General features: G+C 59.1%; 10 protein-coding genes and 1 pseudogene. 10 read left to right on the plus strand and 1 reads right to left on the minus strand.

All coding sequences use genetic code 11. The features are described 5' to 3' along the window. Positions 1 to 5: 5 nt before the first annotated feature. From AB8B29_RS26455 to AB8B29_RS26480, 6 genes are all read left to right on the plus strand, one after another. Positions 6 to 1,328, plus strand: a complete 1,323-nt coding sequence (locus tag AB8B29_RS26455; RefSeq protein WP_439006834.1) for an NAD(P)/FAD-dependent oxidoreductase — start codon at positions 6 to 8, stop codon at positions 1,326 to 1,328. A 483-nt stretch (positions 1,329 to 1,811) separates the two neighbouring features. After that, complete coding sequence (locus tag AB8B29_RS26460; RefSeq protein ID WP_113084755.1) at positions 1,812 to 2,654, plus strand: transporter substrate-binding domain-containing protein; 843 nt, start codon at positions 1,812 to 1,814, stop codon at positions 2,652 to 2,654. 57 nt (positions 2,655 to 2,711) lie between these two features. Continuing rightward, positions 2,712 to 3,374 (plus strand): amino acid ABC transporter permease, encoded by a 663-nt coding sequence (locus AB8B29_RS26465; RefSeq protein WP_092575308.1) that lies wholly within the window; start codon positions 2,712 to 2,714, stop codon positions 3,372 to 3,374. A 6-nt stretch (positions 3,375 to 3,380) separates the two neighbouring features. After that, a complete protein-coding gene (locus AB8B29_RS26470) occupies positions 3,381 to 4,040 on the plus strand; it encodes an amino acid ABC transporter permease (RefSeq protein ID WP_037191089.1) in 660 nt (219 codons plus the stop codon). Positions 4,041 to 4,053: 13 nt separating this feature from the next. After that, positions 4,054 to 4,824: an amino acid ABC transporter ATP-binding protein gene (locus AB8B29_RS26475; RefSeq protein ID WP_047555673.1), complete on the plus strand. Its 771-nt coding sequence runs from the start codon at positions 4,054 to 4,056 to the stop codon at positions 4,822 to 4,824. Between the two features lie 170 nt (positions 4,825 to 4,994). Then, complete coding sequence (locus tag AB8B29_RS26480; protein ID WP_037191093.1) at positions 4,995 to 5,804, plus strand: IclR family transcriptional regulator; 810 nt, start codon at positions 4,995 to 4,997, stop codon at positions 5,802 to 5,804. Positions 5,805 to 6,023: 219 nt separating this feature from the next. Here AB8B29_RS26480 and AB8B29_RS26485 read toward each other — a convergent pair. Then, positions 6,024 to 6,338: pseudogene (locus AB8B29_RS26485) on the minus strand (GlxA family transcriptional regulator); the annotation flags it as partial. A gap of 238 nt (positions 6,339 to 6,576) precedes the next feature. On the opposite strand from AB8B29_RS26485, the gene AB8B29_RS26490 reads away from it, so the two are divergent. The 4 genes from AB8B29_RS26490 (at position 6,577) to nirB (ending at position 12,444) form a co-directional block, all read left to right on the plus strand. Continuing rightward, entirely contained in the window at positions 6,577 to 7,179 is a 603-nt protein-coding gene (locus AB8B29_RS26490; RefSeq protein WP_047555896.1) for an ANTAR domain-containing response regulator, read from the plus strand. Continuing rightward, positions 7,176 to 8,411, plus strand: coding sequence for a CmpA/NrtA family ABC transporter substrate-binding protein (locus tag AB8B29_RS26495; RefSeq protein ID WP_439006835.1), 1,236 nt, complete (start codon positions 7,176 to 7,178; stop codon positions 8,409 to 8,411). The genes AB8B29_RS26490 and AB8B29_RS26495 overlap by 4 nt, the downstream gene beginning before the upstream one ends. Before the next feature lie 298 nt (positions 8,412 to 8,709). Beyond that, positions 8,710 to 9,975, plus strand: coding sequence for an MFS transporter (locus AB8B29_RS26500; RefSeq protein ID WP_439006836.1), 1,266 nt, complete (start codon positions 8,710 to 8,712; stop codon positions 9,973 to 9,975). Between the two features lie 18 nt (positions 9,976 to 9,993). Then, positions 9,994 to 12,444 (plus strand): nitrite reductase large subunit NirB, encoded by a 2,451-nt coding sequence (gene nirB / locus AB8B29_RS26505; protein WP_439006837.1) that lies wholly within the window; start codon positions 9,994 to 9,996, stop codon positions 12,442 to 12,444. Positions 12,445 to 12,449 lie beyond the last annotated feature (5 nt).

The following is a 12,449-nucleotide window of genomic DNA, read 5'->3' on the forward strand; positions in this document are numbered from 1 at the left end:
CCGCCATGGCCAAGTTTTCGCCGTTCAAGACGACATTGTGGTACGCGACGGCACCGCCGGCTCCCGAAACCACGGAGTTGGAAGGCACAACCAAGGCAGACGTCTGCATCGTCGGCGGTGGCTATACCGGACTGACGACGGCGCTGGAGCTTGCCAGCGGCGGCATCAGCGTCGGGCTTCTCGAAAAGGAAGAAATCGGTTTCGGCGGCTCCGGCCGCAATGCCGGGCATTGCACGCCGACCTTCACGCACTACAGCCTGCCCGAATTGCGCGCGATGCTGGACGAGCCCTGGGCCGAGCGGCTGATCGCCCGGCAGACCCGCGCGAATGACCGCGTTTCCAGCATGATCCGGCGCTATCAGATCCAATGCGAATGGCAGCAGAACGGCTATGTCATGGGCGCTCCCTACCCTAGCGCGATGAAGACGATCCAGGAGAAGGTGCGGACCTACAATGCCGTCGGCGCCAGGACCCGGGCGCTCGACAAGGACGAAGTGATGGCTATCACCGGCAGTCCGCGCTTTCATGGCGGCTGGCTGCATGAGGAGGCGGGGCATCTGAACCCGCTCGGCTATTCCCGGGGTCTCGCGCGGGCGGTGATCCAGGAAGGCGGCATCATCCACACCAACTCGCCGGTGACCGGATGCGAGCGCCAGGCCGACGGATGGGCGATCAGTACGGCCAAGGGCAAGGTCATCGCTGACAAGGTGATCTTCGCGACCGGCGCCTACACTGTGGGCGGCTGGCCGAAACTTGACCAGACATTCAAAATCCAGAAAGTCTTCGTCGCCGCTACCCAACCGCTTTCCGATGACGAGCGCCAATCGATCCTGCCGCGAAACACCACCATCTACGATGGCCGCGGCGATATCTATGTTTACAAATACAATGCCGAAGGACGAATCGTCGCCTCCATGTTTCCAATGGGTCGACGTGGCCGCGACATGGAATACACGCGGCAAGTCATGAGCGATAGGTTGAAGTGGCTGCATCCGCAGATCAAACAGGAGATCCGCTGGGAATACTTCTGGTTCGGCGAGCTGGACATGCAATATCGCACGGTCCCGCGCCTCTATGACCTGGCAACCGGCGTTGTCGCGCTGACCGGTCTTTCCGGCCGCGGTGTGCCGACAGGCAGCATGCTTGGCGGCATTCTGGCGGAATGGGCTAGGGGCGTGCCCGAGAAGGATCTTTCGCTCAAGCTGGAGCCGCTGACGTCAGCGCCCTTCTACATGAACTATGGGCCTAAGCTCACCCTGCGTTATTATCGCGTTTCGGACTGGATCAAGACAAAACTCGCCGGTGTTCCCCTGCCGCCGCACGCTTAACGGTAACATCACCTTAAGCTTTTCCGAACGAGCAAACCTTTGATCCCGCAATTGGTTCAGAATAGTGAAGCATTTCATAGGCCTGTCTCCGCCTAGCAGGGTCGGTGCCAAGCGGAAAGACGGGTCAAATCACGACGGACAGATTGATCATCATCCGGCCTCACACTTGCATTGCTGAAAATACACTGATCCGAGACCGCCCGAGCTTGCCGGACGGCGGGGTTCGTCTCCGTCGCCGTCAGGTTCGGAAGCATGACATCCTCGAAGCTCTGGACTTCCTGATCAAGCGTTGACGCCCGCGATCCGAAGCAGGTCATCGGAAAGACGGATGCCAACTCGTCCTCACATTCACATCCTTAACGATCGGCAACATCAGCCACTCTTGACAAGTCATCAGCCGTGCTCCTTGATATGCCCATCCAAGAGAACAGACACATGTCCGGTATATTGGATATCCAAAAGCGCTTAACCAAGGGGAACGCTATGACTATTTCCTTCCGCGCCGGCGTGATGTCGCTGGTCGCCGCAACCCTCCTCTCATCCACGCCTGCCTTCGCCGACGGCAGCAAACTCGACGAAGTGCTCGCTCGCGGGCACCTTGTCCTCGGCACCGGCAGCACCAACGCGCCATGGCACTTCAAGAGCGCGGACGACAAGCTTCAGGGCTTCGACGTCGATATGGGCCACATCATCGCCAAGGCACTCTTCGGCGATCCCGATAAAATCGAATATGTAAACCAGTCGTCCGACGCCCGTATCCCGAACATCACGACGGGCAAGGTCGACATTACCTGCCAGTTCATGACCGTTACTGGTGAACGCGCGCAGCAGGTTGCGTTCACTATTCCCTATTATCGTGAAGGCGTTGGGCTGATGCTCAAGGCTGACGGCAAATATGGCGACTATGCCGCGTTGAAGGCGGCCGGCTCTTCGATCACCATTTCGGTTCTCCAGAACGTCTATGCAGAGTCCATGGTCCATGCGGCCCTACCCGACGCTAAGGTCGATCAGTACGAATCCGTCGATCTCATTTATCAAGCGCTGGAATCGGGACGTGCCGATGCGGTGGCCACCGATCAGTCGTCGCTCGCCTGGTACATGACGCAGAATCCCGGCCGCTATAAGGATGCCGGCTTCGGTTGGAACCCGCAGACCTATGCCTGCGCGGTCAAGCGGGGCGATCAGGACTGGCTGAACTTCGTCAACACCGCGCTGCACGAAGCTATGACGGGCGTCGAATTCGATAGCTACGCCAAGTCCTACAAGACCTGGTTCGGCAAGGATCTTACCCCTCCGCAGATCGGCTTCCCGGTCGAGTTCAAGTAACAGCAGAGCGGAGCGGGAACCTCCCCGCTCCGCCAGCCTGAAAAGGGACGGCCCGCCATGGGTTACACGCTGAATTTCGCAGCCGTCTGGCGCAACTTCGACTTTCTCTTGAGCGGTCTGGCGCTCAGCCTCGGCCTCGCCGTAGTCTCGATCCTGATCGGCTCTGCGATCGGTCTCGTCTTGGCCTTCGCGCTGACGTCAAAAAAACGTATCGCAGTCGTGCCGGCGCAGGTCTATGTCACGGTGGTCCGCAACCTGCCGATCCTCGTCCTGGTGCTTTTCGCCTACTTCGCGCTGCCGCAGATGGGCTTCCGCCTCGACAAGCTGCAGAGTTTCGTTCTGGTGCTTGCGCTGTATTCCGGAGCTTATCTGGCGGAAGTATTCCGCGCCGGACTGCTGTCAATTCCGAGGGGCCTGACCGAAGCCGGTCTCTCCATCGGCCTGACATCGATGCAGATCCGCAGCTCCATCATCGCCCCGTTGATGTTGCGCAACGTGCTGCCGTCATTGTCCTCGACGATCATCTCGCTCTTCAAGGACACGTCTCTCGCCGCCGCCATCGCCGTGCCGGAACTCACCTTCGCGGCCCGCAAGATCAATGTCGAGAGTTTCCGCGTCATAGAGACCTGGCTGGTCACGTCAGCTCTCTATGTCGCAACCTGTTTCCTCATCGCTGCCCTGATGCGCTTCGTCGAGCGCCGGCTGGCTCTGCCCAGGTAAGACCGGATGTCCCACACATTTTTCGAACAAATCTGGATCGCCCGCTACGTTATCATGAACGGCGTTGGCGTGACGGTGTCGATCTCTTTGCTGGCCATTCTCGCCGGTTCCTTGCTCGGTGTTTTCGTCGGTCTGGCGCTCGTCTACGGCGGTACCGTTTTACGCCTTACCGTCCGGGCCTATACGGATATCATCCGCGGCACGCCCGTGCTCGTGCTCGTGTTGGCAAGCTATTACGTCTCTTCCGCGGTAGGTCTCAATCTGGGACCGTTTTCTGCTGGTGTCCTTGCCCTTGCAATCTTTTGCTCGTCGCATGTCGGTGAAATCGTGCGCGGCGCGCTTCAGGCCATCCCGAAAGGTCAGACGGAGGCCGCCAAGGCAATCGGCCTTACTTTCAGCCAGACTTTCACCTCGGTTTTATGGCCGCAGGCAATGCGCCAGTGCCTGCCGGCCTGGGTGAATACAGCCGCCGAGATGGTAAAGGCCTCGACGCTGCTATCCGTCATCGGCGTTGCCGAGCTGCTCCTGCGCACACAGGAGATCATCTCCCGCAATTTCATGAGCCTCCAGTTCTATTTTCTCGCTGGCGCTCTCTATTTCATCGTCAACTTCGGTATTGAGCGTTTCGGCAAATATGTCGAGCGCAAGACCGCACTGCCGTCCTGAGGAGATCCGACCGATGGCCAAGACAATTCTAGACATCCAGGGCCTGCGCAAAACCTACGGCCAGAATGAGGTCCTCAAGGGCGTCGACTGTAGCGTACAGGAGGGCGAGGTCATTTCCATTATCGGCTCGTCCGGCTCCGGCAAGACGACGATGCTACGCTGCGTCAACATGCTGGAGGAATTTGAGGGGGGTAAGATCAGCCTCGATGGCGAGGAGATCGGCTATCACGTCGACGGTAGCACCCGCCGCCGCAAGAGCGAGAAGGAAATCGCGCGTCAACGCGCGCTGACGGGTATGGCCTTCCAGCAGTTCAATCTTTTTCCGCATATGACCGCAGCCGAAAACGTGATGCTGGGCCTCGTCAAGGTGAAGAAGATGTCGAAGCCGGAAGCTCGCGCCGTCGCCGACACATGGCTCGACCGCGTTGGCCTTGCAACCCGCACCAACCATTATCCCGGCCAGCTCTCCGGTGGCCAACAGCAGCGCGTCGCCATCGCCCGTGCAATCGCCATGGCGCCGCGGCTGATGTTGTTCGATGAAGTGACGTCAGCCCTCGATCCCGAACTGGTGGGCGAGGTTCTTCAAGTCATCAAGGGGCTCGCCGCCGACGGCATGACGATGCTGCTCGTGACGCATGAAATGCGCTTCGCCTACGAGGTTTCATCGCGTGTCATATTCATGAATCAAGGCGTCATTTGTGAGGAAGGAGACCCGAAGGACATGTTTGTGCGTCCGAAAACAGATCGGCTTGCCGAATTCCTCAAGACCTCAAGTTTCAACTGAGAGAGATAAGGTGGCGCGGGACAAGCGTTGCGTTAGCACACAGGCGAATGCTATCGCAGCCTCTCCTTGAGGGCCATCGGGCATCAATGCCGAATAATCGGCAAGAACCCACCGCCGCACTGCATCCCATTGCGCCGGTTGCGACCGGTTGAGAATATTCGGAGAAGAGCATGGCCGACACACCGAACGATACCGTATCGCGACGCATGCGTGGGCTAGATCGAGCTTTTGAAATCCTTGAATTTCTGCGGATGAAGCGTCAGCCAATGCGTCCGAACGAGATCGCCACGGAAATCGGCGCCCCGCGCTCGTCTATCTATGAACTCGTCAATCTTTTGCTCGGCCACGGCATGCTTGACTATCAAGGGGACGATGGCCGGGTGTTTCTCGGCCGTCGCCTTTATTTCCTTGGAACTGCCTATGCCGAACAATTCGATTTAATGCGCGAATGCGATCGCGTGCTGAACGCTCTGGCAGAGGAGACCCGCGAAACCGCGCAGATGTGCCTGCTGGAAGGCAATAAATACACGGTCGCCATGATGCGCGAGGGCATCCGTCCGTTCCGCATCTCCTCGAATGTCGGCGAACTCGTCGCCATTCCCTGGACAGCCTCCGGACGTCTGCTTGTCGCGCATCTTTCGGATCGAGAAATTCTTGATTTCATTCCGCCGGAGGATTTCGTCTTGCCGGATGGTAGACAGCTGGAACCGGCGGATTTCATCGCTCAGGTGCGGCAGGCCTCCGACGACGGATATTTCACCTTCAACAGCGAGGTGGAGAATTTCACTCATTGCTTCGCTGTCCCAATTTATCAGGCCGAGGGCTCGTGCATCGCCACTCTCTGCCTGGTTGCCCCACGTGAGGACGGCCTGCGCAACCGTGCCTCCTATCTAGACAGTCTTCTGAAAGCCGCGCATGAGATGTCCGAAAGGCTCGGCTTCCGTTCGACAAAAAGCCGTTTCTTCGGATCTCAATCATAACGAACAGAATCTTTTTGCCGCCTGTTCCACGTAGCATCACTGACCAGGGGTTTCATCCCGAAAATGCGGTGCATGATAAGCGCCGACGCTCTAATGTGCCAGGATCCTCCGCCTTCAGCCTCCGCTAGCCCACGATTCAGTCGGAGGAGGAGTCACAACTAGAGTTCGCTACCCCGAACAGGAGGGTAACAGCCAGCTAAGCCTCGCCGGGCGGCTTCCCACGCGCAAGCGCTCGGCCACCCCCGCTGGCGGCTGACCTGTCTCCATCTGGGATGCTCGGTTGAACTGGCGCGGGCTGAGGTTCGCTACCTTCGCGAACTGCATAACCGAGAGTTCCGTTTGAAGGTTGCACCGCGCGTAGGCCAACGCCCGTTGGATACGGTCCGGCTTGGGAACGATGTCCAGAAGTTCCGAAAATTGCGGCTGGCCTCCCGGGCGTCGATGATAGACGACCAGCTTGCGTACGACAGATCACGCGATTTCGACGCCAAGATCCCGTTCCACCAATGCGATCACCAGATCGATCGCCGCGCTTGCTTCGGTTAGTTTTGACATCTGGTAATATTTTTTACTCCAGATTGCAGCGGCCCGAGGTTCAATGGGCGAAGACACCCGCCCCAATATCTGCCATGTCACTATTCGTGCAACAATACCCAAGACAGCGCTTGATTTTGAAGCAGACTTCCCGCATGTGCGGAGTCTCTTCGTTTCGGCCGTCACTATTTGCGCGCCTGACATTGAATGAATGCCGATAACCTGTGGCGTCGATCTCATGAAACCTAACAGTCTGAATGTACTGGTGATTGATGAGAACCGCATTCGCGCATCCATCATTGAAGAAGGTTTGCGGGACGCAGGGTACGACAACGTAACAATCATCGCCGATATGACGGGTCTTGCGAGGCGGATCACCGAGATCAATCCTGATGTGATTGTCATCGATCTTGAAAACCCCAACCGGGACGTGTTGGAAAGCATGTTTCAGATATCACGTGCCGTAAATCGGCCCATCGCGATGTTCGTAGACAAGTCCGATGAAGCTTCCATTGAAGCTGCCGTGGACGCTGGGGTTTCAGCATATATCGTCGACGGTCTAAGGCAGGAACGTGTTCGTCCCATCCTTAAGATGGCGATTAGTCGTTTCAATGCGTTTTCGCGACTGAGCCGCGAGCTTGAAGAAGCACGCGGCGAGCTGGAAAACCGAAAGCTGATTGAGCGCGCCAAGGGATTGCTGATGCGCGCCCGCGGGCTTTCGGAGATGGAGGCCTATGCACTCCTGCGGCGAACGGCGATGGGCCAGAACAGGAAAATTGTCGAGATTGCTCAAAGCCTCGTTACCGCGGCAAGCCTGCTCGATCCGGGAGGGGACACATGAAGACGAGTAGGTACGAAATCACCGCGGGCTTCTTGCCGCTCGTGGACAGTGCCCTCCTGGTCGTTGCCAAAGAGAAGGGCTTTGCCGAAGCGCAGCAGGTGGATCTCACGCTCGTGCGCGAGCGTTCGTGGGCAACGATCAGGGATAGATTAGCGGTCGGGCACTTTGAGGTTGCCCATATCCTCGCGCCGATGCCGATCGCCTGTAACCTTGGACTCACGGCGCCGGCGCCGCGAATGATCGTGCCCATGGCGCTTGGCCTCGGCGGAAATGCCGTCACGGTGTCGGGTGGCTTGTGGCGGGCAATGGTCGAGAATGGTGCGATTGGCAATCTCGATGCCCGCTCAAGCGGCATGGCGCTGCGGCGGGTGATCTCACAGCGAACTGGAGATCAGCTCCGTTTCGGCGTGGTGCATCCCTATTCCGGACATAACTACGAACTTCGATATTGGCTTGCTGCGAGCGGCATCGATCCCGATCGGGAGGTTGAGATCGTAATCCTGCCTCCTGCGGATATGGGAAATGCACTGAAGGCTGGTTTCATCGATGGCTATTGCGCCGGTGAACCGTGGAATACGTTCGGCGTTTTGAAACGAGGTGCGCATCTCGCGACGGTCAAGGCCGCGATCTGGAAATCCAGCCCCGAAAAGGTACTGGGAGTGAATGGCCGTTGGGGCGACAGCCATCCCGAAGCCCTCGCCGCATTGCTCACGGCGCTTTACAATGCGTCACTCTGGTGTGCCGATGTTGCCAACCATGAGGAGCTTGCCATATTGCTTTCCGGACCTGCATACATCGACAAGTCTGTGGAATTTTTGCGGCCCGCAGTGACGGGCGAGCTTAGAATCGGTGGCCAGCACACTCAAACCGTAAAGGACTTTTTCGTCCCAAACGCGAAGGCGGCGACGTTTCCGTGGAAGAGCCACGCGCTTTGGTTCTACACACAGATGGTTCGCTGGGGTCAGGTCAAACACACCGCATCTCACCAGCGTATCGCCGGCAACACTTATCGACCGGATATTTACCGGAACGCTCTGAAGGCGCTGGGTCTCGCGATGCCAGCCGCAAGCTCCAAGGTCGAGGGCGCCTTGCGTATGGAAACGCCCGTTGGCTCAAGTGGCATGCTGACGCTTGGCCCAGACGGGTTTTTCGACGGCACCCTTTTTGATCCTGATCGCATTGATGAATATGTCGCGGCTCAAAAAAACACGACCGACATGCCTACTTTGTGAGCAATGCCCAAATATTGGGAGCGCGCACTGCTGATTTAATCGCTTCATGGCCTGCCCGGCGGAAGCTTTTTTGCTTGGAACGCCGTAACTGGGGGCCAATTTCGAATTGGCACGGTCCTTGCTTCTAAACTAGCAAGCCGAAAGGCCGCATTTTAGCGTCCAATGACGGACGCCTCAGGCAAAGCCGCCGATCAGGATATTCCGTGTACTTTCGTACGCGCGCCCTGAGGTGCGGCTTTTTGTGTTTCTGACCCTCAATGATGGATTGGCACGACCTTGTCGAGCCCCGGGAGAAGCCATGTCTGTTCTTAAGAAAACACAGCCCATGTCCGCCGGCGAACCGGCGAAAGCATTGTGGATTTCCACATTCGCCTTCACGATCTGTTTCGCCGTCTGGACGATCTTTGCGATCATAGGCATTCGCATCAAGCAGGAACTCGGCCTGAGCGAGACCGAATTCGGCTTGCTGGTCGGCACACCCGTGCTCACCGGATCGGTCGTTCGTATCCTGCTCGGGATATGGACAGAGCGTTACGGCGGCCGCCTGGTCTACACGCTCACAATGCTGGCAGCTGCGGTGGCAACCTTCCTCCTGTCCTATGCAACCACTTACATGCAAATGCTGATTGCCGGCCTGGGCGTCGGCCTCGCCGGCGGCTCCTTTGCGGTAGGCGTCGCCTATGTTTCCCCGTTCTTTCCACCAGAGAAGCAGGGAACGGCACTCGGCATCTTCGGCGCCGGCAATGTCGGAGCGGCGGTCACCAAGTTTGCCGCTCCCTTCGTGCTGATCGCGTGGGGATGGCAGGCGGTTGCGGAAATCTGGGCGCTGGTACTCGCGGCCATGGCGATCGTTTTCTGGTTCACCACCACCGACGATCCGGCCTTCCGCGCTCGTCGCGATCGCGGGGTTGCATCCAGGAGCTTGCTTCAGGAATTCGCACCGCTGAAAAACGTTCAGGTATGGCGCTTCTCGCTCTACTATTTCTTCGCCTTTGGAGGTTTTGTCGCCCTCTCGCTTTGGCTGCCGCGCTATCTGGTCGGCGCCTATGGCTTCAATCTTGAGGTTGCCGGCATGGTTGCGGCTGCCTATTCCATTCCTGGCAGCGTCTTTCGCGCCTTCGGCGGCGTACTCTCCGACAAGAAGGGGGCACGCAGCGTGATGTATGCAATGCTTGCGGTGTCGGCCGTCGCTATCCTAGTCCTTTCCCTGCCCGCTGTCACACCAACGAGCTCGGCATTTGGAATTACCCCGGCCGTCTTCATCGTCGTCATCTTCGTCCTCGGCTTCTTCATGAGCCTCGGCAAGGCGGCCGTATTCAAGCACATCCCCGCCTACTACCCTGAGAGCATCGGCGCGGTCGGCGGCATTGTCGGCATGATGGGAGGCCTTGGCGGATTTATCCTGCCGATCGTCTTTGGCCTGCTCAAGGACATCACCGGCCTTTGGTCCAGTTGTTTCCTGCTGCTTTTCGCGATTGTGGCGATTTCGCTCGTCTGGATGCATCTCTCCGTAAGGCAACTCGAGCGCCGTGGGTCCTCTGCCCCCGTTGTAGCCGCCACCTAATCTCAAGGACTTGGAACTATGACCCAGAAACTTGTCATCGTCGGCAATGGCATGGCGCCGGGCCGCATGCTGGAGCACCTCCTCGAACAGGCACCCGGTCGCTACAGCGTCACGATCTTCAACGCCGAGCCGCGCGTCAATTACGACCGTATCATGCTGTCGCCGGTCCTGTCCGGGGAGAAGGACTACGAGCAGATCATCATCCACGGCGACGGCTGGTACATCAAGAACAACATCACCCTTTACAAAGGCCACAAGATCGTCGCCATCGACCGGGTGGCCAAGACCGTCACCTCGGATCACGGCGTCGTCGAGAGCTACGACAAGCTTGTCATCGCCACCGGCTCCGTGCCCTTCATCATTCCCGTGCCGGGCAAGGATCTGCCCGGCGTCATCACCTATCGCGACCTCGATGACGTGCAGGCGATGCTGCTTGCCGCCCAGTCGCGCGAGAAGGCGATCGTCATCGGCGGCGGCCTGCTTGGTCTCGAAGCGGCTGCCGGTCTTGCCTCGCGCGGCATGGATGTCACCGTTCTGCATGTTATGGCAACGCTGATGGAGCGCCAGCTCGATCCCGCCGCCGGCTATCTGCTGCAGAAGGCCGTCGAAGAGCGCGGCATCAAGGTCATCACCAAGGCCAATACCAAGGCGATCATCGGCAACGGCAAGGTCGAGGGCATCGAGCTTGATGACGGCCGCATCATTCCCGCGACGCTGGTGGTGATGGCCGTCGGCATTCGGCCCAATATCGGTCTTGCCAAGGACGCCGGTATCGCCGTCAACCGCGGCATCGTCGTCGATGACGGCATGCAGACCTCGGATGGCAGCATCATGGCGCTTGGCGAATGCGCCGAAGTCGGCGGCCAGGTCTATGGCCTGGTGGCGCCGCTCTATGAAATGGCGCGTGTCGCCGCATCGCATCTGTCGGGCGACCGCTCCGCCGCCTTCGTGCATTCGGACACGCCAACGAAGCTCAAAGTCACCGGCATCAACCTCTTCTCGCTCGGCGACTTCGCCGATGGCGACGATCGCGAGGAGATCGTGCTGCGCGATGCGGCCGGCGGCGTCTACAAGCGGCTGGTGCTGAAGGACAACCGCATCATCGGCACCGTGCTCTATGGCGAGACGGCCGACGGTGCTTGGTTCAACGACCTGAAGAAGAAGGCGACCGACATCTCCGAGATGCGCGAGACGCTGATCTTCGGTCAGGCCTATCAGGGAGGGTCGCCGCTGGACCCTATGGTGGCCGTTGCAGCCTTGCCGGATGACGCGGAAATCTGCGGCTGCAACGGCGTCTGCAAGGGCAAGATCACCTCGACCATCACCGCCAAGGGCCTGGCCTCGCTCGACGATGTGCGCGCCCACACCAAGGCGTCCGCCTCGTGCGGCTCCTGCACCGGCCTTGTCGAGCAACTGATGTCGATCACGCTTGGCGATGCCTATAATCCGAAGGCGGTACAGCCGATGTGCAACTGCACGGAGCTTGGCCATGACGACGTGCGCCGACTGATCAAGGCCAAGGGTTTGAAGACCATCCTCGCCGTCATGCAGGAGCTGGAATGGAAAACCTCCTGCGGATGCGCCAAATGCCGGCCGGCACTCAACTATTACCTGGTCTGCGACTGGCCGGACGAATATGCCGACGACTACCAGTCCCGCTTCATCAATGAGCGCGTCCACGCCAATATCCAGAAGGATGGCACCTATTCGGTCGTGCCGCGCATGTGGGGCGGCGTTACCAATTCCGGTGAACTGCGCGCCATCGCCGATGTCGTCGACAAGTTCGAGATCCCGATGGTGAAGGTGACCGGCGGCCAGCGCATCGATCTGCTCGGCATCCAGAAGGAGGACCTGCCCGCCGTCTGGGCCGATCTCGGCAAGGCCGGGTTCATCTCCGGCCAGGCCTATGCCAAGGGCCTGCGCACGGTGAAGACCTGCGTCGGCTCCGACTGGTGCCGCTTCGGCACGCAGGATTCCACCGGGCTCGGCATTCGCATCGAGAGATTCATGTGGGGCTCGTGGACGCCGGCAAAGCTCAAGATGGCGGTGTCCGGCTGTCCGAGAAACTGCGCCGAGGCCACCTGCAAGGACATCGGCGTCATCTGTGTGGATAGTGGCTTCGAGATCCACTTCGCCGGTGCCGCCGGCCTCGACATCAAGGGTACGGAAGTGCTCGGCCTCGTCAAGACCGAGGACGAGGCGCTGGAGCATATCGTCGCGCTGACGCAGATGTACCGCGAGCAGGGCCGCTATCTCGAGCGCATCTACAAATGGGCCAAGCGCATCGGCCTCGACGAGATCCGCCGCCAGATCATGACGGATGCCGACAAGCGTAGGGCCTATTACGAGCGCTTCGTCTTCAGCCAGAAATTCGCGCAGGTCGATCCCTGGTCGGAGCGTGTTTCCGGCAAGGACAAGCACGAATTCCGGCCGATGGCGACGGTCGGCTTCCATCAGGCTGCGGAGTAAGGAGA

This window comes from Rhizobium sp. 11_C7_N12_5 (assembly GCF_051811145.1).
Classification (GTDB): domain Bacteria; phylum Pseudomonadota; class Alphaproteobacteria; order Rhizobiales; family Rhizobiaceae; genus Rhizobium; species Rhizobium lusitanum.

Bases quoted from the DNA above. Each gene is read 5' to 3' on its own strand.
- AB8B29_RS26490 (WP_047555896.1), top strand. From the start codon at position 6,577: ATGAAACCTAACAGTCTGAATGTACTGGTGATTGATGAGAACCGCATT.
- AB8B29_RS26500 (WP_439006836.1), top strand. From the start codon at position 8,710: ATGTCTGTTCTTAAGAAAACACAGCCCATGTCCGCCGGCGAACCGGCG.
- AB8B29_RS26480 (WP_037191093.1), top strand. From the start codon at position 4,995: ATGGCCGACACACCGAACGATACCGTATCGCGACGCATGCGTGGGCTA.
- AB8B29_RS26465 (WP_092575308.1), top strand. From the start codon at position 2,712: ATGGGTTACACGCTGAATTTCGCAGCCGTCTGGCGCAACTTCGACTTT.
- AB8B29_RS26495 (WP_439006835.1), top strand. From the start codon at position 7,176: ATGAAGACGAGTAGGTACGAAATCACCGCGGGCTTCTTGCCGCTCGTG.
- AB8B29_RS26455 (WP_439006834.1), top strand. From the start codon at position 6: ATGGCCAAGTTTTCGCCGTTCAAGACGACATTGTGGTACGCGACGGCA.
- AB8B29_RS26470 (WP_037191089.1), top strand. From the start codon at position 3,381: ATGTCCCACACATTTTTCGAACAAATCTGGATCGCCCGCTACGTTATC.
- AB8B29_RS26460 (WP_113084755.1), top strand. From the start codon at position 1,812: ATGACTATTTCCTTCCGCGCCGGCGTGATGTCGCTGGTCGCCGCAACC.
- AB8B29_RS26475 (WP_047555673.1), top strand. From the start codon at position 4,054: ATGGCCAAGACAATTCTAGACATCCAGGGCCTGCGCAAAACCTACGGC.
- nirB (WP_439006837.1), top strand. From the start codon at position 9,994: ATGACCCAGAAACTTGTCATCGTCGGCAATGGCATGGCGCCGGGCCGC.